9 protein-coding genes are annotated in these 24,094 nt (G+C 45.9%); 8 read left to right on the forward strand and 1 reads right to left on the reverse strand.

Translation table 11 applies throughout. The features are described 5' to 3' along the window. The first annotated feature begins 225 nt into the window (after positions 1–225). The 6 genes from DQQ10_RS14830 (at position 226) to DQQ10_RS14855 (ending at position 16,948) form a co-directional block, all read left to right on the forward strand. Complete coding sequence (locus DQQ10_RS14830) at positions 226–957, forward strand: LytR/AlgR family response regulator transcription factor (RefSeq protein ID WP_112747670.1); 732 nt, start codon at positions 226–228, stop codon at positions 955–957. 259 nt (positions 958–1,216) lie between these two features. After that, complete coding sequence (locus DQQ10_RS14835; RefSeq protein WP_165823941.1) at positions 1,217–6,376, forward strand: glycosyl hydrolase family 18 protein; 5,160 nt, start codon at positions 1,217–1,219, stop codon at positions 6,374–6,376. Between the two features lie 98 nt (positions 6,377–6,474). Beyond that, positions 6,475–9,951, forward strand: coding sequence for an Ig-like domain-containing protein (locus DQQ10_RS14840; protein ID WP_112747672.1), 3,477 nt, complete (start codon positions 6,475–6,477; stop codon positions 9,949–9,951). Between the two features lie 259 nt (positions 9,952–10,210). After that, positions 10,211–13,105, forward strand: a complete 2,895-nt coding sequence (locus DQQ10_RS14845) for an Ig-like domain-containing protein (protein ID WP_165823942.1) — start codon at positions 10,211–10,213, stop codon at positions 13,103–13,105. A 218-nt stretch (positions 13,106–13,323) separates the two neighbouring features. After that, complete coding sequence (locus tag DQQ10_RS14850; protein ID WP_112747674.1) at positions 13,324–16,002, forward strand: PQQ-dependent sugar dehydrogenase; 2,679 nt, start codon at positions 13,324–13,326, stop codon at positions 16,000–16,002. A 100-nt stretch (positions 16,003–16,102) separates the two neighbouring features. Then, complete coding sequence (locus DQQ10_RS14855; RefSeq protein WP_165823943.1) at positions 16,103–16,948, forward strand: SDR family NAD(P)-dependent oxidoreductase; 846 nt, start codon at positions 16,103–16,105, stop codon at positions 16,946–16,948. Positions 16,949–16,968: 20 nt separating this feature from the next. On the opposite strand, the gene DQQ10_RS27955 is transcribed toward DQQ10_RS14855, so the two are convergent. After that, entirely contained in the window at positions 16,969–17,127 is a 159-nt protein-coding gene (locus DQQ10_RS27955; RefSeq protein WP_165823944.1) for a hypothetical protein, read from the reverse strand. Positions 17,128–17,373: 246 nt separating this feature from the next. Between DQQ10_RS27955 and DQQ10_RS14860 the strand changes: the two genes are divergently transcribed. Together DQQ10_RS14860 and DQQ10_RS14865 are read left to right on the forward strand one after the other, a co-directional pair. Beyond that, positions 17,374–19,995 (forward strand): DUF5916 domain-containing protein, encoded by a 2,622-nt coding sequence (locus DQQ10_RS14860; RefSeq protein ID WP_112747676.1) that lies wholly within the window; start codon positions 17,374–17,376, stop codon positions 19,993–19,995. A gap of 359 nt (positions 19,996–20,354) precedes the next feature. Further along, positions 20,355–23,906: a PKD domain-containing protein gene (locus tag DQQ10_RS14865; RefSeq protein ID WP_165823945.1), complete on the forward strand. Its 3,552-nt coding sequence runs from the start codon at positions 20,355–20,357 to the stop codon at positions 23,904–23,906. Positions 23,907–24,094 lie beyond the last annotated feature (188 nt).

The following is a 24,094-nucleotide window of genomic DNA, read 5'->3' on the forward strand; positions in this document are numbered from 1 at the left end:
CGCGCACACGACACACATCTACAAGTCGGCTTCACATTCGACGGGTTATCGAAAAAGAAAAATTTGTTATTGTCATCATCGGTGTGATGCTTCTTTTTTTCCTATCTTGAATAGCTATCAATTGCACGGGAATTGTAATTGAAGTACGCGATACTTGATGAATTCCTCTCTCACTTCAAGTTTCGTCTAGAAAGTTATATACCAACACTTCCACAATAGATTTACATGATCAAGGCACTTATCATCGATGATGAGAGTAAGGCGCGTAACCTTTTGAAGGTAACAATGGAAAAAAACTTTCCTGGCGAATTTATGCTTGAGACGGCACAAGGTTCAGAAGACGGAATAGAAAAGATAAATCAGTTCAAGCCCGACCTACTGTTTTTAGATATCGAAATGCCGAACATGAGCGGCTTTGACCTTCTTGCCGCAACACCTGACCTTGATTGCAAAGTGATCTTCACGACCGCTTACAACCAATACGCTATACGCGCAATCCGGTATAATGCGTTGGACTATTTATTAAAACCGATCAACCCGGTTGAATTGAAAGATGCCATATCGCGTTTTCAGCAGCAAAAAAATAGAAAAGAAGTGTATAGTAAACAGCTTGAGAACTTCTTTTCAAATACAAAGGAAAAAAATCTCGCCATTACGACTTATGATGGGGTCGTGTTTCTTGAAGTCGATAAAATAATTCGATGTGAAGCAGACCTGAACTACACAAAGTTTGTATTGACCGATAACAAAACGTTTCTATCGTCGAAGACGCTAAAAGATTACGAAGACTTATTAACGACGGGAAATAATTTTCTTCGCGTGCACCGATCACATCTCGTTAATCTCGATTTTGTGTTGAAGTTTAGAAATGACGGTGGCCTAATTTTAAAAGACAATTCTACAATCCCCGTATCTCGTCGCCGAAAGGAAGAAGTGATGTCACGTCTTCATACCTGATTATTCCGGTAGTCACACCAGCCTTCATAGTCGACTGACTGTCGTGTATATTTTCTTTACATTTCTGTACGCCATTCATTGCGCCGCTTAATAATTGTAGGCAGCCATTCAATAACTGTTTTTTCTTTCCATTCATCAAATCATAACATTTATATAACAGCAGCGAGTCGCATCGATGAAAACATTGCGACAGCGGTTGTTACCTAAACCCAAAATTATTTTAGCTATGTTTTATTCTACGCTGAATCTAAACAGCTTGATGAGACGGACTCGCGCAGTTGGAATGGTGCTGGTTCTTTTCATGATGCTGATCTTTCAAGCTTCGCTGCGCGCCCAAGTCAACACGGGCGGAACCGCTACTACGGCAAATCACCAAAAGCAAATTGTCGGGTACATTACCAACTGGGATGCATGGAAGGCATCCGCGCACGGTGTACCGAGTGCTGGTGCTTATACACACCTTAATATCGACTACGCTAAGTACACCATTCTTAATTTTTCATTTTTCGGAGTAGCGAAAGATGGATCACTACATGGTGGCGATTATCGAAACAAACAAATTTACCAAGCTGGGCAAGTGCAAGAGCCGGCTCCATTGCTGCACGGAGGAGTATTTGATAGCTGGGACATGCATCTTATTCTTGGCGAGGTGGAATACAAATATGATTTCACAGACCCACGCGTCGCGGCTCAAGGATATGTAGCCGATGGTGCCGGATGGAGAAACACCAATACAACCTTGACAGGCCCGATGCCTATTCCGTTGAAGAAGGATGGTGGCGTGAAAGGACTTATCGAAATGGCACATCAGTATAATGTGAAAGTGATGGCATCAATCGGTGGGTGGAGTATGTGTAAACATTTTCCAGAGATGGCAGCGGACGCAACTAAACGCGCCAAGTTTATTGCGGATTGTCAACGCCTGATGACACTGGGCTTTGACGGTATCGATCTCGATTGGGAGTATCCAGGGCCTTATGAAGGAATGAACTTTACTGGAAGTCAAGCCGACTTTGCAAATTTCACGACGCTCGTTCAGCAAATTAGAAATGCGATCGGTCCAAATAAATTGATCACAGCTGCATTCACAGCATCGCCCGCAAAACTTCAGGGCTTCCAATGGTCAACGTTGTCGAACGTGATGAACTATTTCAACATGATGACTTACGACTTCAACGGAGGATGGTCAAACAAAGCAGGTCACAACTCACCGCTCTACGATTATCCGGGAGCAGAGTATGCGAATTTTAGTTGGGACGCATGCTATCAGGCCTTGGTCGCTCTTGGAGTACCTAGCTCCAAGATCAATATGGGCGCGCCTTTTTATGGGAGAGGCGTGGTGACCAATGGCCCAGCATCGCTTGGCGCACCAACGGCTAAATCACCACGAACCGTTGAGCCAGATGGTCCGATCAGCACAGCAGCGGACTACACCAATTGGTCGGCACACGAAGGCACCCCGTACTATGATTACATCATGAAGAACAAAGCCGGTTGGACCGAAGGTTGGGATGATAACGCAAAAGTGCCGTACCTGACAAAAGGAAATTATTTCTTGAGCTATGATAATGAACAGTCGATTGGACTCAAGGCACAGTACGTTGTAGACAAAGGATTAGCAGGTGTAATCGTATGGACAGTTTATGAAGACCTTGATATCAGCGGGACCTCAACCGATTTTGGACCTAAGCTCAAACGATATTCAAATGTAAAATCACCGCTCATTAATAAGATTAATGCTGTGTTCGCGTCAGGGAATGTAGGCTTGCCAACAGTTTCAATTACCTCGCCATCAAATGGCAGTTTAGTCCCTGTAGCAAGTAACGTGGCCATCAATGCGACGGCGGCCGATCCGGGAGGAAGTGTTGCTAAGGTCGAATTTTTCTTAGATGGCAGTAAAGTAGGAGAGGATACTTCCTCGCCTTATAGCTTTACAATCAACAACATTGTAGCAGGAAGTCATACAGTTCAAGCAAAGGTTACCGACAACGCGGGTAATACTGCAACAGCATCGGTATCAATCACAGCTGGGAGTAATAGCATCCCAGCAGGTTCAATTACTTCACCTGCGAATGGTTCTACTTATAGCACCGGTTCTACAATAACGATCACGGCTTCGGCGTCAGATAGTGATGGAACAATCACCAAAGTTGAATTCTTCCAAGGAACTACGAAGCTCGGCGAAGATACGTCAACTCCATACAGTTATGCGTGGGCAAATGTTGCTGCTGGATCATATGCGTTAACGGTGAAAGCGGTTGACAACGGTGGGGCTATTGGAACATCGTCAGTTGTGAATGTTACGGTGAGTGGTGAAACTTGCACTGCACCCGCTTGGGATGCAGCCGCGCAATATAATGGCAATACACAGGTGTCACGCGGTGGCAACATCTATCAGTCTAAATGGTGGACACAAGGTGACGATCCGCTATTGAAGAGCGGCCCCGATGATGTCTGGAAATTAATTGGTCCATGCGGCGGTGGCAATACGAATCCATCAGCATCGATTAGCACCCCAACCAACAACGCGTCGTTCATTGCACCAGCATCGATCACGATCAACGCTAGCGCTTCAGACAGTGACGGTACCATTTCGAAAGTCGAATTTTTTCAAGGTACAACGAAGCTCGGCGAAGACGCAACGTCTCCCTATTCTTATACTTGGGCAAATGTTGGCGCAGGAAATTACGCACTCACTGCGAAGGCAATTGACAATGCGGGGGGCACAGGCACATCGTCAGTCGTCAATATTTCCGTGACAACCTCTGGAAACCAAAATCCCACAGCAACAATTACATCGCCGGCGAACAACGCATCGTTCACAGCAGGGGCTACTATTAACATCGCTGCCAATGCTGCTGACGCGAACGGGTCCGTAACAAAAGTTGAGTTCTTTCAGGGTACCACGAAACTCGGTGAAGATTCATCATCGCCCTACACCTTTACTTGGGCGAACGTTGCCGCTGGAAGCTACGCACTTACTGTAAAAGCAACTGATAATCAAGGCGCGACCGGTAGCTCATCCGTTGTTAATATTAACGTGACTGGTGGCTCTGATATTTGCGCATCGACAGTTCAATATGTTGAGAACGGTGGATATGTTGCCGGAAGCATAGTCAAAAACTCCGGCGGTCAATATGAATGTAAGGGCTATCCTTATTCCGGATGGTGCAATGGCGCTGCCTGGGCTTACGCGCCAGGTACCGGTGCACACTGGGCCGACGCGTGGATTTTCAAAGCGAGTTGTACTGCAGGTGCGAGAATCGCGCAGACAAGTACAAATCAAGATGCTGCCATTCAAGCCACAAACTTTAAAGTCGTGGGATACATGCCATCATGGGCCGGTACAGCGGGCGAAATTCAATACAACAAACTAACGCACATCAACTATGCGTTCATCAGACCAACTACAACGGGTGGGCTAACAGCGCTCGACAATCCACAGAAACTCCGCGATATCGTTTCGCTTGCGCATGCCAACGGTGTACTCGTGGGTATAGCGGTAGGGGGATGGAGTGAACTTAATAACACTGACTTCCAAACGATGGCCGCCAACGCTGGGTATAGAAGTGCGTTCATCAACAACATCGTTTCGTTTATCAATACGTATGCACTTGACGGCGTTGATATCGATTGGGAATATCCAATCGACGGACAAGATCCTGCGAATTTCTCTACACTCATGAATGAACTTGGCAATGCAATGCATTCAAGAGGAAAGTTTCTAACGGCCGCGGTCTCTGCTCAAGGATATTATGCTAATGGTGTTTTAGCAAGCGTATTTCCAGCTGTCGACTTTCTCAACTTAATGGTGTATGACGGTGGAAGTGGCGCAGACCATTCACCGTATAGCCTCGCCGTTAGCTCATTGGATTATTGGGTAAACTCGCGTGGATTACCGGCATCCAAAGCAGTATTGGGACTTCCATTCTACGCACGCCCATCATGGAAACCATTCAGACAATTGGTTGCTGAAGGTGCTAATCCGAATTCAGACATTTACAACGGCGACTACTACAACGGTATCGCTACGATTAAAGCAAAAACAAACCTTGCCTTTGATAGAAATCTTGGTGGCGTGATGATGTGGGAGTTGTCGCAAGATGCAGTTGGAGCAAATTCACTGATCTCTGCCATCAAGCAAGTGATTGACGAAAGAACAGGAACACCACAGACGCAATCACCTTATGGTGGAACAGTGAGAAGCATTCCAGGAACAATCGAAGCAGAGCATTATGATATTGGTGGTGAAGGTGTCGCTTACCATGATCTCACGACCGGCAATGCGGGTACGGCACTCCGTTCCGACAATGTAGACATCGAGGCGTCAACCGACACCGGTGCAGGACATAATGTTGGATGGATTCAAGCAGGAGAGTGGTTAGAATACACCGTTAACGTGACGACAGCAGGTACGCAAAACATTCAAGTTCGTGTTGCATCAACCAGCGCTGGAAAAACTTTCCACCTTGAACTTGATGGTGCTAACATTTCAGGAACGCTTACTGTGCCTAACACCGGTGGATGGCAGACATGGGCGACGGTTACGGCTACAACGCCATCGCTATCCGCTGGCCAGAAAATATTACGAATTGTGATGGATGCTGGAGATTTTAACATCAACAAATTAATCTTCACGACTACAGGCGGCAATCCTCCACCAACTGTAAGTTTGACAGCACCAGTGAATGGTACAACGTACACCGCACCTGCAACAGTAGGGCTTGCAGCAAATGCCTCAGACAATGGCGCTGTGACAAAAGTTGAATTCTTCCAAGGGTCTACTAAACTTGGTGAAGATACTTCATCACCGTATACCTTTAACTGGACAAACGTCGCAGCAGGAACATATACACTGACAGCACGCGCAACGGATAATCTAGGCGCACAAACTACTTCGGGTTCTGTTTCAATCACGGTAAATCCAACGGGTGGGGGATCTTGTGCAACAACACCGCAGTATGTTGAGAACGGCGGGTACATCGCCGGAAGCCTCGTCAAAAATGCGGGAGGACAGTACGAATGCAAAGGATACCCTTATACAGGATGGTGTAATGGCGCAGCGTGGGCATATGCTCCTGGCACTGGATTGTATTGGGCCGACGCTTGGATCTTCAAGACTACTTGTACAACAGGACGCGCCTCGACAAGTGAGATCGCTGATGATAGTGGTGTAGACGTATATCCTAACCCTGGTACGCATGGTGTTGCTAAAATTACGATCACCTTTAGTGCTGACCCTGGCAACATAAAGATCCATCTTCAATCACTCAACGGCGTGTCAGTATACAACAACGACTATGGTGTTGTGCGCGATCGAAAAGCGGAGATCGAGATACCAAATCTTGCACAAGGAATGTACTTGATCAGGATAAGCAGTGGCGGAAAAACATATACGAAGAAATACCTAATCCAATAACCTAAACCAAACCCAGAGAAGGGAGGCGCAATGTCTCTCTTCTCTTTTTTCAATTGATTTACCTAACACCTAAACATGAGTCATAATTACCCAACTGTATGAAAGCAAAATTACTAACGTTAATGTGTTGTATGCTGATAACCTTCGGGCTAAGCGCACAATACAATTTTCCTTCTTGCTGGACCCCATGGACAGCAAACGCAAATGGATGGCCGCAAGGCACTCAAGTGTCTCACAAGAGCGGAAATTGGCAAGCCAAATGGTCTACGATCGCCGAGCCTGGTAGCAATGGCGATTGGACACTGGTCAGCAAGTGTGGTGATGGTGGCATAGGTCCAGATTACACCGGAGCGCAAAAAGTAATTGGCTACCTTCCATATTGGGTACCGGACTTTGACTTCGTGAACTACGACTACGGAAACGTAACACACATCAATATCGCATTCAACCTCTTCAAACAAAATAACAACAATTATAACAGTGCAGACTTTGCATCTATCGAATGGGGTGCTTTTCACAACAGGAAAGTAGACTCACTTCTCTTCGACTTAGGTGTACTTGCAAAAGCGCACGCAAAAGGAACGAAGGTAAGTGTTGCCATCGGTGGCGCCACTGATTTTGCATTCCTGTGGCTGATGCAGCGCTACTATAATGATGATGCAAAGCTTGAACAAATCGCCACATTCATTACGAACTACGTAAATACGAAAGGAATTGATGGCGTCGATCTTGATCTTGAATGTTGGTGGCCAGACGCGACCATTGCAGGTACAACAGAACAGGGTGGTCGCGTGCGTGGCGATAAGTGGGGCGGTCCTGATGCTGGTCCACACCCTGCTGGAACAGGTCTTGCAAAGCTTGCACAAAAGCTACGCGCAAAAATGCCAACTAAAATTCTATCGGCAGCCGTATTCGGAACTTCGTATTACGGAAACAACTATGATGACGCCCTCGCGCAATATCTCGACTACATTGGTTTGATGACGTATGACTTCACGGGATCATGGAATACATCTCCTGTCGGTCCTCATGCATCGTTATACAAAGTTCCACTCGGAACATACCAAGGACAATCTGCTGACAATCCAATCTACTCAGCAGAAGATGCGTTAGAATATTGGATGGGTATGGCACCTGCAGCGTGGAATCATGATGGTGGATTTAATGTACCGAAGGCAAAACTATGCATCGGCGTACCATTCTACGGCTACGATATGGCTACACGCAAACCGAATAATGCCAATGGCTTTATGGCTCCGAAATGGAAAGAGATTGTAGCAGAATTTCCAAATGCGGCAACCAGTTACGATCCCGCAGACACTCGACAACTAGGAGGTTATGTTGGCGCCAATGGCAAGAAGATCTACTTCGAAACACCGAAAGGCGCAGCAGAAAAAATTAAATACACTAAACGCTTCGGCCACCAGGGATTGATCATTTGGGAACTCACGGGAGATGTTGATTACAACAGTAGCAGCAGCATCTTGAAAGCTATCAAGAATGCCAATACAGACAATCCGCTACCTGTCGTAAACCTTACGGCACCGGCAAACAATGCCACGTTCACACCTGGCGCAAACGTAAACATCACTGCGACCGCTACCGACAATGGATCAGTAACGAAAGTAGAATTTTTCCAGGGTACCACTAAACTTGGCGAAGATCTCACTTCACCATATTCATTCGCATGGAACAATGTAGCCGCAGGAACGTACCAGCTCACGGCGAAAGCAACTGACAACCAAAATGCAAGCGCAACATCGAGCATTGTTCGTATTACTGTTGGAAACGCGGCGCCCACAGCAGCCATCACTACGCCTGCAAATAATAGCAGCATCTCAACAGGAACTACCGTGACGATCACGGCAACTGCAACCGACAGCGATGGTACAATTTCAAAAGTTGAATTTTTCACCGGCACGACCAAACTTGGTGAAGATACTAGTTCTCCTTATACGTTTGCTTGGACTCCAACTGCAGGAAGCTACCAACTCACTGCAAAGGCCACAGACAACGGAGGAGCTACTGGTACGTCATCAATAATAAATGTTAGCGTCGGAAATGCCGCACCTATAACAAGCATTACATCACCTGCAAACAACGCAACATTCGCTGCAAACTCAACGATTGCCATCACTGCATCCGCGACAGATAGTGATGGAACGATTTCAAAAGTGGAATTCTTCCAAGGCACAACAAAACTCGGTGAAGACACTTCGTCTCCATACACTTTCTCATGGGCAAATGTTGCCGTTGGTAACTACGCCCTTACAGCGAAAGCAACAGATAACGGTGGCGCAGTAACAACATCGGCAATTGTTAATATCTCGGTGACAGCTGCGTGTACCGCGCCGGAATGGAATGCACAAAGTCAATACAATGGCAACGCAGAAGTTGCTCGAAACGGAAATAGATACCAAGCTAAATGGTGGACACAAGGACAAGATCCATTGCTAAACAGTGGCCCCGATGACGTTTGGAGACTCCTTGGCCCATGTGGTCCTGGTGGTAACATCAGTCCGACAGCGACTATTACCAGTCCGACAAATAACGCATCGTTTACCGCACCAGCATCAATTACAATTAATGCGACCGCATCCGATACAGATGGCACCATTGCTAAAGTTGAATTCTTCCAAGGCAGCACGAAACTTGGTGAAGACACTTCATCACCTTATAGTTACACATGGGCGAACGTCGCGGCGGGAACATACACATTCACCGCTAAGTCTACAGACAACGGTGGGGCTACTGGAACATCATCTATCATCAGCATTACGGTAAGTCCTGCTGGAAATCAACTACCGAATGTGTCAATCACGGCACCCGCAAATAACGCGACCTTTACTGCACCCGCTTCGGTGGCCATTACAGCAAGCGCTACAGACACCGATGGCACAATCAGTAAAGTAGAATTCTTCCAGGGCGCAACCAAGCTTGGCGAAGACACTTCTTCACCCTATAGCTATACTTGGACTGGCGTCACCGCAGGCACGTATTCGCTTACCGCTAAAGCAACAGACAATGTTGGTGGTACCAAAACATCTGCTGCAGTAAGTATCACCATAAGCGGTGGTGGTGATAATTGCGTCACCGTTGCCCAGTACATTGAGAATGGTGGATATGTAGCTGGAAGTATCGTAAAAAATGCTGGCAACCGCTACGAATGTAAGCCACATCCATATACAGGATGGTGTAACGGTGCCGCTTGGGCGTATGCTCCTGGTGTCGGCGCGCATTGGTCTGATGCATGGACACTTGTTGGCAGCTGTACATCAGGTGCAAGACAAAGCGTATCGGAAGAAGTTGCATTGACCGACGACGACGGCATGTCGATGTATCCTAATCCAGGGAAATCAAATTCATCATCATTTAATTTGACATTCAGCGCAGATCCGGGTCCGTTAAACATCGAATTAAAAGATATCAATGGACGTCGTATCATCGCACGTCAAGGCGCAAAAGCAACGAAGAACGTTATTGCCGTTGAGACGCCAACGCTTTCACCAGGTGTGTACCTCATCCGTGTACAGGGTGAGCACAAAGCATGGCTTAGAAAATATTTGGTTCAATAGTTAATCATAGAGGCTGGAAGATCACGCGTGTCCGTCGTGGTCTCCGGCTTTTTCTTTTCGAGATATTCCTACAGTTACAGGGTGCTACCGCTACGAAAAGAAAACGCAGCACTAGTAATCTCATTTTCAATTCAGCACACATTTATTTTGTGCGAAACGCTCACGATTTATTTCAACTCAAGAAACCGACGTTAACCAACAGAAAATGTCGGCACATGTTCGAACAAAATCATTATTCAATAAGCACAACACCCAAAATATGAAAACCCTTACTACAAAATTATCACGGTGGCTCTTGATGACTTTGACTGTTATCATGACCGCTCTACTTCCGCATCTTGCTTCGGCGCAATTGGGATCGAAAGTGGTCGTCGGATACTTTCACAATTGGAACAACGCGCAAGCACCATACCATCGCCTCCGTGATGTGAATTCGAAGTACAATGTAATCAACATTGCATTTGCTACACCCGTATCTCACGGTGATATGAATATGACATTCGTTCCAACGCAACAATCAAAAGCGGAATTCATCGCCGATATTCGCGCGCTACAATCACAAGGGCGTCGCGTGCAGATTTCCATCGGAGGCGCTGATGCGCCGGTAGAATTAAAAACTGCCAATGATCGTAATAATTTCGTGGCAACGATGAAGACGATTATCGATGAATATGGATTCGATGGCTTTGACATCGACCTCGAAGGAACATCTGTTATTCTGGATGCCGGTGATAACAACTTCAAAACTCCAACAACGTCGAAAATCGCGAACTTGATTTCAGCATCGCGAGAGCTGACAAATTACTACCGTGGCCAAGGAAAGAATTTCTGGCTGACTGCAGCCCCTGAAGTTCAATATGTGCAAGGCGGATACGCAAATTATGGTACCGCATTCGGCGGCTATCTGCCAGTACTCTACGGAATCAGAGATCTTCTCACATTCGTTCACGTCCAGTACTACAACACTGGGACGCAAGTAGCACTTGATGAAAAAATCTACGCGCAATCAACGTCAGACTTCATCGTATCCATGACAGAAATGTTGTTACGTGGTTTCCCTGTCGGAAGAAACACAGGCAACATGTTTCCTGCATTGCGCCAAGATCAAGTAGCTTTCGGTTTACCTGCGACGGGTACAGGAGCGGCTCCCGCCGGCGGATATGTAACACCTGCTAATATCAACAGAGCACTAGACTATCTAACAAAAGGAATTTCGTACGGCGGTCAATATGTGACCATCGGAACGTACCCGAATATCCGAGGCATCATGACTTGGTCAATCAATTGGGACAAAACATTGAACGATGCATGGGTAAATAATGCTTACGCTTATTTCAGTAACACAGGAGGGAATATTTCGCCAAGCACAAGCATCAGCAGTCCGACCAACAACGCAACGTTTACACCCGGATCAACCATCGCCATCACTGCAACCGCTGTTGACTCCGATGGTACGATCAGCAAAGTTGAGTTTTACCAAGGCACCACAAAACTGGGAGAGGACACGTCGTCGCCTTATACTTTTAACTGGACAAATGTTGCGGCGGGATCATACGCTTTAACAACAAAAGCTACTGACAATTTAGGTGCGACGGGTACCTCAACCGTTGTGAATGTCGGCGTAGGCAATGCAAATCCTACCACATCAATAACATCACCGGCGAACAATACAACATTTACGCCTGGCACCAGCATTACGATCTCGGCTTCTGCTTCCGACCAGGATGGAACGATTAGTAAAGTAGAATTTTTTCAAGGTGCAACGAAGCTTGGTGAAGATACATCTTCGCCGTATTCATTCACTTGGAATAATGTGAGCGCTGGCAATTACACGCTGACAACGAAGGCAACAGACAATGCAGGTGGCACAGGCACATCTCAGGGTATCACCGTTTCCGTTTCCGCGGGTTGTAATGTCGCCGCGTGGAATGCAGCAACACAGTACAATGGAACCGCGCGTGTGTCGCGTTCAGGAAACATCTATGAAGCAAAATGGTGGACGCAAGGAGATGACCCATTGTTAAAAAGCGGTCCTGATGATGTGTGGAAATTAATTGGCCCATGTGGTAACAATGCTTCGCCTACGGCGTCAATCACTGCACCTGCAAATGGAGTTCAACTCACAGCACCTGCATGCGTAACGATTAACGTAACAGCTTCGGATAGTGATGGGGCTGTAGCAAAAGTAGAATTCTATCAAGGTAACACGAAGTTAGGTGAAGATACAACAACACCCTATAGCTTTAGCTGGTGCAACGTTGCCGCTGGAAACTATGCACTCACCGCTCGTGCAGTTGACAATCTTAATGCAACGGGAACCTCCGGTGTGATCAATATTGCAGTGAACAATGGAGGAAACGTAAGTCCGACAACATCCCTTACGTCGCCAGCGAACAATGCGACGTTCACCGCTGGAACCGCGATCGCACTTGCCGCGACGGCAAATGATACTGACGGAACAATCGTAAAAGTTGAATTCTTCGCTGGTGGAACAAAGCTCGGCGAAGATCTTTCTGCGCCGTACACCTTTAGCTGGACCAATGCAGCCGTTGGAACTTACAATCTCACATCGCGCGCCACCGACAACGCTGGGGCTACTGGCACCTCTGCCATTATAACGATCTCAGTTTCGACAACTGATAACTGCACTACTACGCCTCAATACGTCGAGAACGGTGGATACATTGCAGGAAGTATTGTAAAAAATGCGGGGAGTCGATACGAATGTAAGCCGCATCCTTTTACAGGCTGGTGTAACGGCGCAGCGTGGGCATATGCTCCGGGAACTGGTCTCTATTGGAGTGATGCTTGGATCTTGAAAGGAACGTGTAGTGGCGCAAGATCAGCTACTTCGGAACAGGTACTTCTTCAGGAGCAACCAAGCGAAGCATTCGATGCCGATGGATTGACTATGTATCCTAATCCATCAGTCGCTGGACAAGAAACTACCATCACGTTTACGTTCTTAGATGATCCAGGCATGATCGACTTTAGCCTTCGTGATGCTAACGGTGTGTCTGTGATGCAAATTGAAAACAAAGTCGTGAACCGGAATACATTTAGAACAACAATTTCCGGTTTGCCTGCAGGTGTATACATCATTCGCATTCGTAACGCTAAACGATCTTGGGTGAAGAAATACCTCGTTCAATAGTTTGCTTTCATGTACGCAAATTAGAAAGCTGTCTCAAACGAGGCAGCTTTTTTCATATAACCAAACGGACAAGAACTACTTAGGTATGTTAAATGCGAGAACAAAAAGCCTCATGCACCTCGGCGACGAAATCGGTCGATCACTGAACTGTACCTGCAAATGAGAACGGCCTTTGTTAAATTATAGGATACAAAGAATAATCATAACAATCTCCTCTCATGAAAAAACTGTACTCACCAAGGGTGAAGCATACCATCGGCATGCTTTGCCTATTCTTTTCCATGGCGACGGCCTATGCTCAAAATCTTCCTGCTGGCTTTAGTCGCGTAGCTGTAGCAAGCGGTATCAGCAGTCCCACGGTCATGGCATTCGCACCCGACGGAAGAATATTCGTTGCCCAACAAAACGGCGTGCTACGGATAATCAAAAATGGAACGTTGCTTACAACACCTTTCCTTTCACTAAGCGTAAACGCAAGCGGCGAGCGCGGCCTTATTGGTATCGTGCTTGATCCAAATTTTTCGACAAACAATTTTATCTACTTGTACTATACCGTATCATCGGGCACGCACAATAGGATTAGTCGTTTTACAGCCAACGGAGATGTCGTTGTACCAGGAAGCGAAGTCGTTGTATTGAATCTGGATCCACTCAGCAGTGCAACCAACCACAACGGAGGGGCTATGCATTTTAAGAACGGATTGTTGTATGTTGCCATTGGTGAAAATGCCAATGGATCTCATGCTCAAAATTTGGATACGTATCACGGAAAAGTTTTACGAATCAATCCCAACGGGTCTATTCCCCCCGGGAACCCTTTTACAACGGGAAGTGAACAACGTAGACGGGTTTGGGCTTACGGACTTCGTAATCCATATACATTCGATATTCAACCTGGAACGGGCCGTGTATTCCTGAACGATGTTGGCCAAGGGACATGGGAAGAAATTAATGACGCTACTTCCGGCGGACTAAACTTTGGCTGGCCAAGCGCTGAGGGTAATAGCACCAATCCTGCGTTTACGAATCCTGTCTATGCGTATCAACACGGAAGCGGAGATGGTCGTGGATGTGCCATTACCGGAGGTGTATTCTTTAACCCATCGAGCACGAATTATCCCACACAGTATGCAGGACGATACTTCTATCAAGACCTATGTAATCAATGGATCAATATGCTTGATCTTTCCACAACACCGGCTACCAGATTACCGTTTGCCACAAGTGTAGGAGGAAGCATTCTCAGCTTAGATGTAGGAACCGATGGTAACTTGTATTTTCTCGATAGAAACGGCGGGCACCTTTATAAAATCATTTACACGGTAAACAACGCTCCAACAATTGTAAATCATCCATCCAACACGACTGTTACCGCAGGGCAACCTGCCACATTCTCTGTTACAGCCACGGGTACCGCACCGCTCTCTTACCAATGGCAAAAGAATAATGTAAACATTTCCGGAGCAACGAATTCGTCTTTTACTATCACATCAACACAAGCCGCGGATGCTGGAAATTATCGTGTGTTAGTTTTAAACACAGCAGGCTCGGCTACAAGTAACAACGCGACGCTCACCGTCAACACATTCAATGCACCCCCCACAGCGCAGATCAATACACCAGTAGCCGGTACGTTGTATCGCGGTGGCGATGTCGTTAGTTTTTCCGGCGACGCGACCGATCCAGAGACAGGAACACTCCCGGCAAGTGCATTTACATGGTCCGTGACTTTTCATCACGACACGCACACCCATGATGGCCCGCCGATAGCCAGTGGTGTGAAGAGCGGCACGTTTACCATCCCAAACGCAGGGGAGACATCCGACAATGTTTTCTACAGGATCTACCTCATTGTGGAAGATGCTCAGGCACTAAGAGATACCGTCTATAGAGACGTGACACCACGCAAAACCACAATGTCATTTGCCACGCAACCTGCTGGGCTACAAGTCAGGCTTGATGGACAACCCCTCAATACACCAAGTTCTGTCGTCGGTGTTGAGTCAATACAGAGAACCATCGGCGTTGTAGAACCACAAACATTAAACGGTACCACTTACGTTTTCGATCGTTGGCTTCATGGTGGAAATGCATCACAAACAATCTCCACACCAATCAACGATGTTAGCTACACTGCAGTTTATAAAGTCTCAGGACTGCGTGCGCCGGAAAATCCAAGCAATACCGTGAACGGATTGACATATGACTATTATGAAGGAAGTTGGACTGCATTGCCAGACTTTCAAACACTCTCTGCTGTTGAACGTGGTCCAATTGCCAATGTCAATCTGTGGCCAAAAAATAGAGATGATGACTATGCATTTCGTTGGACAGGTTTCATCGATATACCAGCAGATGGAACGTGGACATTTTATACCAGTTCTGATGAGGGAAGCCAACTGTTCATTGGCTCTACGCTTGTTGTGAATAATGATGGATTGCATACACTTCGTGAAGCATCCGGAAGTATAGCGCTTGCGCGCGGTAAACATGCATTGACAGTAACGTTCTTTGAACAACTTGGAACAGCGAGCATCATCACGCGCTACGCTGGACCAGGTGTAGGGAAAAGAGTCATCCCGAATAGCGCATACCATAGACTCGCTAGCGCAACGGCATCATCGTTAGTAGAAAATTCCAACGACGCTATCCAAATTTATCCTATTCCTGCGCAACGTGACGTAACCGTTTCACTTGAAGCAACTGTTGGTGAGGAGATTTCCATCTCATTAATCAATTTACAGGGACAGCTAATATTCCAAAAGAAATTCTCCGCGAACGCCAACGGACCAAACGCGTTCACACTAGACATTGATGAGGTTCCTGCGAATCTATATCGCATTCAAATCCAGCAAGGTGAATTTTTGTATAGTCGCAATTTCGCGATTCGTCGGTAAGAAAAAACAATTCTTTCTCTCAAGGCCAGCCCAGCAAAAAGTTTGTGCGCTGGCCTTGTCTTTTGCACCCGTGCAGGCACGTGTTTTTCGAAACTCAAGTATGCGATTGATAACACTCTATTTTGTACTGATTTGTCTTTCAAGACCACATGCGTTTTGCCAGGAAAAAACGCATAGTACTGAACCTTACGCACTGGTGGCCGGAGGTAGCAAAGGTATTGAACACGCCATCGCCGAGGCACTCGCAAAACGAAAATTCAACCTTATACTTGTCGCGCGCCATTTGGATGCGTTGGAAAATGCAGCGCATCAACTTGAAGAGCGTTACGGCGTTGATGTGGAAATTCTCCAATACGACTTAAGCGAAGAAACATCGGCGGAAAAAATATCCACTTGGTGCATCGAACGTAAGATCCCATTGAAAGTGCTTTGTAATGTTGCAGGATACGGCGGCGTGAACGACTACCTCTCACTCCCGCTGGACACACTTCGTTACATGGTTAATCTCAATCTCGAATCGTGCATGGCACTCACACAATTATTACTTCCACTGCTGTCGCAAAATAAGCCGGCGTACGTTTTAAATGTATCAAGCATGGCCGGATTTGCACCGATCCCCTCAAAGAACATGTACTCCGCGACTAAATCGGCCGTGGTATTTTTTAGCTATTCTCTGAGAAATCAGCTTCGTAAAAAAGACATCAGCGTGAGTTGTCTTGCTCCCGGACCGGTGTACACAAAACCAAGCATAAAAAAAGACACGGAGTCAAAACTTGGCTGGCTCGGTAAAAAAATGGCAGTCCGTCCTCAGCGCGTTGGTGAAGTCTCTGTTAAACGAATGTTAAAAGGACGCATGCTGATAATTCCAGGCACACTTGCAAAAACAACATCGGTGCTCATCCGAGTTTTACCACGAGATGGGCCGCCGGTATTTATCATCAAGTAGGAAGTGATAAGTAGCGTTCTCTATTTTTTAATATCACCTAAAAGCGTAAATAAAATCCGTTCACTGAAATAACGTTTAGCACTCTTTAACGCCTGCGATAATTTAAATGTCTTTGTTTGTTTTTCATTCCATAATTCAGCGGGGGCGGAGATGAGCGTTTTAACTTGTGTTGAATTCATAAGACATGGATTTAAGCACCGACAACGAAAAATTAATGCCTACTAGTTCCATCTTGTACTGAGAATTTGAATCATCAAACCAAGTAAAATATTTTTTTTCGACAATATCCTGAACACAACGTGGCTATGGGCAACCAATCAAATAATAAAACCACCTATGTAAACGTTTTCAAAATCAATCTATAAAATTTGTAGTCTTGTAACCGACCTTAAAACCGGCGTATTGAAGTGCACAAGGTCAACCCCATGAAAGCATCGCTGCTCACATTTTTACTTTTGTCCTGTCATTTTTTTGCTTTTGCACAGACAGATTCAGTCCGTAGTTATACCACACGTCAACTAATAGGTGACGCTCCAAAGATCGATGGTTTTATTAATGATCCTGCCTGGGATCAAGTGCCATGGTCAACGGAAGATTTTATCCAACGTGAACCCGCAGCGGGAAAAGCTCCATCGGTCCAAACGCGATTTAAAATCTTGTATGATGCGAAGAATTTATACGTGGCGTTTAAGAACCTAGATCCTGAACCTGCTAAGATTGTAAAACGGATGTCACGGCGTGATGGCTTTGATGGCGACTTTGTCGAAATCAACATCGATAGCTACTTCGATAAACGCACAGCGTTCTCTTTTACTTCTTCTGTCTCTGGCGTGAAAGGTGACGAATACGTTTCAAACGACGGAAATGATTGGGATGCGAGTTGGGATCCCATATGGTATATGAAAACGTCAATTAACGAAGAGGGATGGATCGCTGAGCTTCGAATCCCATTAAGTCAACTTCGCTTCGCTGACAAGGAAGAACATACCTGGGGAATAAACATTACACGTCACTTCTTCAGAAACCAAGAGCGATCTAACTGGCAGTACATTGCACCTGATGCACCAGGTTGGGTTCATTTGTTTGGTGAGCTTCGCGGAATCAAAGGCATAAAGCCGCAGAAACAATTGGAGGTACAACCGTATATTGTTGCAAAAACTGAAACGTTTCAAAAGGAAGAAGGTAATCCGTATGTGACTGGAAAATCATCACGACTTGATGCGGGCCTCGATGCAAAAATTGGTATCACCAGCGATATTACATTAGACCTAACAGTCAATCCAGACTTTGGACAAGTCGAGGCTGACCCATCGCAAGTAAATCTATCCGCCTTTAGATTATTTTTTCAAGAGCAACGACCTTTCTTTATTGAAGGAAGTAACACACTAAATTTTCCGATCACAGATTTTGATAGCAACAACTTATTTTATTCGAGACGCGTGGGACGGCAGCCGCAAAATACACCGGATACCGATCCTGATGGCGATGACCATGTAAATGAGTATGTGAAAAAGAATAATCACACTACCATTTTGGGCGCAGCCAAGCTCACCGGAAAAAACAAGCATGGATTTTCGTGGGGAATTTTGGAGTCGGTTACAGCGAAAGAAACGACTGAGATCGACAGCTTAGGTTCAAAACGGAACGAGACAATCGAACCACTCACCAACTACTTCGTCGCACGCGCGCAGCAAGACATCAATCAAGGTAATACCATCGTTGGTGGAATGTTTACCGCCACGAATCGCGACATTCAAGATCCACAATTGCTTTGGCTTCATAAGCAGGCTTATTCAGGCGGCGCAGATTTTATTCATCATTGGCGAGATCGAAAGTATTATGTGAGCTTGAAAACTTTATTTAGTCACGTGAAAGGAGATCCGCAGGCAATCACGGCAACGCAACACGCATCGGAACGTTACTTTCAACGTCCCGACAATAAACACGCAAATGTAGATAGCTCACGCACGTCATTATCAGGAACAGGCGGTACTTTTGTTGGCGGAAGAAAAAGTGGAAGTTTCGTCTATGAAATCGGTTACACTTGGATGTCGCCCCAACTTGAATTGAATGACATCGGATTTCTTTCTCAAACAAATACAATGGGCCAGTGGATTTGGGTCCAATATCGGAAGCTCACACCATTCTCCATCTTCAGAGCTTTCCGGCAAAATTTTACGCAATACCAAAATTGGGATTTCGACGGCGAAAGTATGAATCGCGGTTACGAAATTTTCACACGCGCAGAATTTAAAAACTTTTGGATTGCTGGGCTCGGTGGAAATTATGAAACCCATGCCGTGTCGAACGCTGACTTACGCGGTGGACCTGCAATTCATTATCCAGGAACGCTGTCTTTTTGGACATGGGTAATGACTGACAACCGGAAGAAATTTCAGGTGTTTCTTAACCCACAATACAATGTCGGCTTCGATAACTATAAACGATCCATTACGCTAGATCTGGAATTCAATTTCAGGCCAACTAATGCCTTGGCAATTTCTATCGCGCCAAGTTTTCAAAAGAACAATAACAAATTGCAATATGTGAGTACGGTATCATCCACCGGTGCAGATAGGCATATCGTTGGCGAAATCGATCAAACCATTGCACGCGTTTCTTTGCGCATGACGTACATGATTACGCCAAACCTATCTATCCAATATTGGGGGCAACCCTTTGGCACATCCGGTAAATATTCCAATTTCAAAAAGATTACAGATGCTGATGCGAATGAATACGATCACCGATACAGCTTGATTGGTAATGATAAAATTCAATTGAATGAAGAGAGCTACGTGGTGGACGATGAAAATGGAAACTTCGAATTTGAGAATCCCAACTTCAACTTTGGGCAATTCAGGTCTAACATGGTGTTGCGATGGGAGTACATTCCAGGATCAACGTTGTTCTTAGTCTGGACACAGGAAATGAATGGTGCATTTTATGATACAACAACAGACCGTCACCGTCGTTATAGTTTTGATTTCCAGGATCGAGCACACAACATATTCTTGCTAAAGTATACCTACCGGTTCATTCTATAATACTTTGACTTGCAAATTAGGCCGAACAAAATACCTGAATTTTACCCCTTAAATGTTGTTCTTAGGTCGATGCGCAATCGTTTTCTGCTATTTCAAATTTTGCAACGAATAGATCCTTTATTGCAGCGTAATTCAATGAAATTAAGATTGAGTAGTGTTATTCATAAAATGCAGTAGTGCAAACGTAGTCGCAACGTAGCAAGATGCAGTCCCTTTTTTTCGTGCGGGGATTTTGGTAAGACAAATTTGGTAATGACATCCAGCAGGCCCTAAAGCATGATGGAGTCAAACCTAATAACCAAACTAAACCCAAACGCAAAATGATGCATTTCCAACGACTGTGTCAGAAAGCCTTGACCATGATCGCAATCACCCTGGTGATTCATGCGCAAGCCCAGACCTTAATCTGGCGTGATGAATTCAACAAAACAAAACTCGACGACGAAAAATGGACAAGGGAAGTCGGCGGTAGCGGATTCGGTAACGGAGAGCTTCAATACTATACCTCTGGTGAATCGAATGTTTTTATCGGCTCAAAAACCAACGCGTCCGACACTGGCTACCTCGTGATCGAAGCAAGAAGAGAGAACTATGGTATCGCTCCGGAAAACAGACAGTTCACGTCTGGTCGAATCAACACGTCCGGAAAATTCAATTTTAAGTATGGAACGATAGAAGCAAGGATGAAGCTTCCTAATCTGCAAAACGGTTTATGGCCCGCGTTCTGGATGCTTGGTGCGAATTATCCTTCAGTAGGATGGCCGCGCTCTGGCGAGATCGATATTCTAGAAGCAGGATTCAGAGACGACTGGCAAAACAATGTCGCCAATAGAAAGAACAACACCACCGTGCATTGGTTTCAAGATAATTTTCAAGAGATAGATCCCAATGCCCCAGGAAATGGCTGGTGGGGAAACGCTTCCGCCACAAACAGCATCACCATACCAGGAAACTTTAACGATAGCTTCCATAATTTCAAAATTGTATGGACGCCAACGAACATTATCGGATATGTCGACAATGTGCAATATTATAATTTTGCAATTCCGGCGAATGATGCCAACATTACTGAATTCAACAATCCGTTTTATTTTATCCTCAACCTTGCTGTTGGAGGATCAAACTTTGTAGGTATAACTGATCCGGCTCAGATAACGGCACCGCTACCCGCACAATTCCAAATCGACTACATCCGCGTTTATTCAAATACTAACACGGAGTTTTTTACAACACAAAATCTTCCTCGTCAAACAGGAACGTTTGGTGTGTTTACAGAAACGAAACCTGTCAACGGCTCTCTCGGGACTGCACCAAATATAGAAGTATGGAACAACCTCGCTGCAGCATCGACTACCGCTTTTGAAGGATCCAATGTTTTGTCGTTTACAGCAAACCCTGGAAACTGGTTCGGCATGGCCATTCCAACGGGTGCAACGAACATTAAAAACATGCAAAACTTTGTCGATGGCACACTTCGCTTTCACATGAAAACCACTTCTGCGTGGCCATTCTCTATTGGCGTCATTAGCACGATCAATGGCAACGCACAGGGCGGAACACAACAAAAGACTGTTCGTCTCGATCCTGCTGCAGGAAATCAATACGGACTTGTGCGCGATGGCGCTTGGCATGAAGTCGTTATTCCTTTGACCGCATTTGGAAACGTTGAGTTCCGTTCCATCAGCAACATGTTTTACATTGTTGGCGACAGTCCATCTTCACCAGTAACGTTTGCTATCGATAATGTTTATTGGCAAGATGGAACGAAGATCACACCACAGAACGGTGACTATGTTCTGTATAGCGATACCAAAACGGGTGTTGATAAATTCGATCAAGGTGTTGATGGTAACTTTTTTGTGTGGGAAGCAACCCTCACGCCACAAGCAACAACTCCTGCCGAAGGCAGCAACGCGCTTTCATTCGTGAATGCAAACAAAGGATGGTTTGGCGCCGCGTTCACAGCAAGCGCTATGCATAATTTAACGGCGTATAAAAACCCGAACGGAAAGCTTGTCTTCTCAATGAAAACATCTGACACGACAACACCTTTTTATATTGGTATGAAGAGTGGAACACGCGATGGAGAAGGGCAGAAGTGGATTTCCTTTGCACCAGGAACAACACCGTACGGCTTTCAACGGAACGGCACATGGCAAGTCGTGCAAATTCCTATGAGTGACTTTTCTGACGCGGTAAACTTGATGGAGGTAAATCAATTGTTCCAAATCCTTGGAACAGGAAACATCACAAACATTGCGATTGACAACATATACTTTACTGGAGGAAGCATCGCTGAACCTGATGGCAATGCTGCACCTGTGGTAAATGCAGGTGTTGACAAAAACGTTTCACTCCCAGCCAATAGCGTCATACTTAACGGTACGGCTACTGACTCCGATGGTACGATCGCGAGTTACACATGGACGCGACTGAGTGGTCCTAACTCGCCAACGCTCACAGGGGCAAATACTGCAAACCTCACCGCGAGTGGACTTGTTGCAGGAACTTATGTGTTCCGCCTGACAGCAACGGATAACCAAGGTGCTTCATCATTCGACGATGCGACGGTAACCGTAACATCAAATACGCCGCCGACAGCGAATGCAGGAACGGACAGAGCACTTACATTACCAACAAACAGTGTCGTCATTAATGGAACCGGCACTGATACAAATGGAACAATTACAGGCTATGCATGGACAATTATTAGTGGTCCAATCACACCTGCGCTTACCAATGCGAATACAGCGAATGTCACAGCAAGCAACCTAATTCAAGGTACTTATGTATTGCGACTTACAGTTACAGATAACGGCGGTCTTACAGGCACCGACGATGTGAATGTAGTTGTGAGCGGAAATTCTGGACACACAATCCCGGGCATTGTCCAGGCAGAAAGTTATTCAGCAATGAGTGGCGTTCAAACAGAAGCAACGGGCGATACCGGTGGCGGTACGAACGTGGGCTGGATTGAAACGGGGGACTACATGGACTATGCGGTTAACGTTGCCTCAGCGGGTAGCTATACCGTTAGATTCCGCGTTGCTGCACCGGCTACCGGAGGACAAATTCAATTGCGTTCTGGAACGACGGTGCTTGCCAGTTCAACCATAACCACCGCGACCGGCGGTTGGCAGACGTGGGCTACGTTGTCCACAACTGCCACCCTTGCGGCAGGAACCCAAACATTGCGCGTTTATGCAGCTGTTGGTGGATTCAATTTAAACTGGATTGAATTCGCGACTTCGACACCTGTGACAAACCTCGCATTAAACAAGTCCGTTGAAGTTTCTTCAACAGAAAATGCCGGGACACCTGGATCGGCCGCAGTCGATGGAAATGCTGCAACACGTTGGAGCAGTACATTCAGCGATCCGCAATGGATCTACGTGGATTTAGGCGCAACATATAATATCTCACGTGTGAAAATTACGTGGGAAACAGCATCGTCAAAAGACTATCAAGTTCAACTTTCTGCAAACACATCGTCATGGCCGACAGTACTGAAGACTGTTGCTGGGAATACAACACTTGTAAACGACCACACCGGTCTTTCAGGAAGCGGGCGTTACCTGCGCATCTATTCAACAGCGCGAAATACAGCATATGGCGTTTCCATTTTTGAACTTGAAGTTTATGGCGCATCGGGCGCACGTATCGCCACAGCAGAATACGATTCAGAAGAAGATAACATCACACTGTATCCTAATCCTGCGCGCAACATTGTTCACGTTGAAGGCGCAACCAACGGAACCCCTGTACGCGCATTCAACACTGCGGGTAGCAGAACCTTTTCATACATTGTTACTGAAGGTACTATCGATATCAGCAACCTTCCTTCAGGTGCTTACATTCTTGATTTCAACAATGGCATCAAAACCATTCGCAAGAAATTGATTAAGCAATAAGTTTTTAAAACCAATCCAATACCCAAGGCCAGCCAAGGAATCAGAGGTTCTTCTCTGATTCCTCCAGGCTGCGCATTGGAAACTTACGCTCATACGACATAAACGTAGAGCATCCTTACCTCGCTAAAATTAACGCTTGCCCCAACGACAGGGCTCAACGGCTGGTGGAACGCGTACGTCCAAGCTTT

The organism is Pseudochryseolinea flava (genome assembly GCF_003286915.1).
Classification (GTDB): domain Bacteria; phylum Bacteroidota; class Bacteroidia; order Cytophagales; family Cyclobacteriaceae; genus Ohtaekwangia; species Ohtaekwangia flava.

Excerpts from the sequence above, each read along its gene's own strand:
- DQQ10_RS14830 (WP_112747670.1), top strand. The coding sequence starts at position 226 with ATGATCAAGGCACTTATCATCGATGATGAGAGTAAGGCGCGTAACCTT.
- DQQ10_RS14835 (WP_165823941.1), top strand. The coding sequence starts at position 1,217 with ATGAGACGGACTCGCGCAGTTGGAATGGTGCTGGTTCTTTTCATGATG.
- DQQ10_RS14840 (WP_112747672.1), top strand. The coding sequence starts at position 6,475 with ATGAAAGCAAAATTACTAACGTTAATGTGTTGTATGCTGATAACCTTC.
- DQQ10_RS14845 (WP_165823942.1), top strand. The coding sequence starts at position 10,211 with ATGAAAACCCTTACTACAAAATTATCACGGTGGCTCTTGATGACTTTG.
- DQQ10_RS14850 (WP_112747674.1), top strand. The coding sequence starts at position 13,324 with ATGAAAAAACTGTACTCACCAAGGGTGAAGCATACCATCGGCATGCTT.
- DQQ10_RS14855 (WP_165823943.1), top strand. The coding sequence starts at position 16,103 with ATGCGATTGATAACACTCTATTTTGTACTGATTTGTCTTTCAAGACCA.
- DQQ10_RS27955 (WP_165823944.1), bottom strand. The coding sequence starts at position 17,127 with ATGAATTCAACACAAGTTAAAACGCTCATCTCCGCCCCCGCTGAATTA.
- DQQ10_RS14860 (WP_112747676.1), top strand. The coding sequence starts at position 17,374 with ATGAAAGCATCGCTGCTCACATTTTTACTTTTGTCCTGTCATTTTTTT.
- DQQ10_RS14865 (WP_165823945.1), top strand. The coding sequence starts at position 20,355 with ATGATCGCAATCACCCTGGTGATTCATGCGCAAGCCCAGACCTTAATC.